The organism is Paramagnetospirillum marisnigri (assembly GCF_001650715.1).
GTDB lineage: Bacteria > Pseudomonadota > Alphaproteobacteria > Rhodospirillales > Magnetospirillaceae > Phaeospirillum > Phaeospirillum marisnigri.
In genome coordinates this window covers 1-586 of record NZ_LWQT01000031.1, presented here as the reverse complement: position 1 = coordinate 586, position 586 = coordinate 1, and the positions used below count along the sequence as shown (strand labels likewise).

The window sequence follows — 586 nt, the reverse complement described above, 5'->3', positions numbered from 1 at the left end:
CGCCGGTGGTGGAGACCTGCGCCCTGAAGAAGGAGGGCATCGACGCCCTGCTGGACGCGGTGGCGGCCATGGCCTCGACAACTCCCGCCGCCGCCCCGTTACGGCTGCACTATGACAGCCATCTGGAGGCGGCCATCGAGCGCGTCCAGCAGCATCTGTCCAAGCTGCACCCCCAGGAGCTGAGCCCGGTGCGCTCGCGCTGGCTGGCCATCAAGATGCTGGAAGGCGATGACGAGGTTCTGCGCCACGAAAGCAACCACGTCGAACTGGTCGAGGAGATCAAGGGCGAGCAGACCGCCCTGGCCCACGAGCATGATGAAGACACCGCCAGCCTGTTGGCCTCGGCCCGCTTCGCCTTTTCCAACGGCCTGCTGCGCGAAGTCCGTCAGCAGGAGGGCGATCCCACCGCCGGGTTCAAGCTGACCCGTATCCTCGACGATTTCTTCCTGAACCGCACTCTGGGCCTGCCCCTGCTGTTGGGCATCCTGTGGGTGATGTTCGAGGCGACCTTCAGCCTGGGAGCCATTCCCACCGACTGGATCAAGGCCGGGGTGCAACTGGCCACCGATCTGGTGGACAAGACCCT

The 586-nt window shown here is 65.5% G+C and carries 1 pseudogene; it reads left to right on the top strand.

Going from position 1 to position 586, the window contains the following annotated elements:
* A pseudogene (locus A6A04_RS02245) lies at window positions 1-586 on the top strand (ferrous iron transport protein B); the annotation flags it as partial.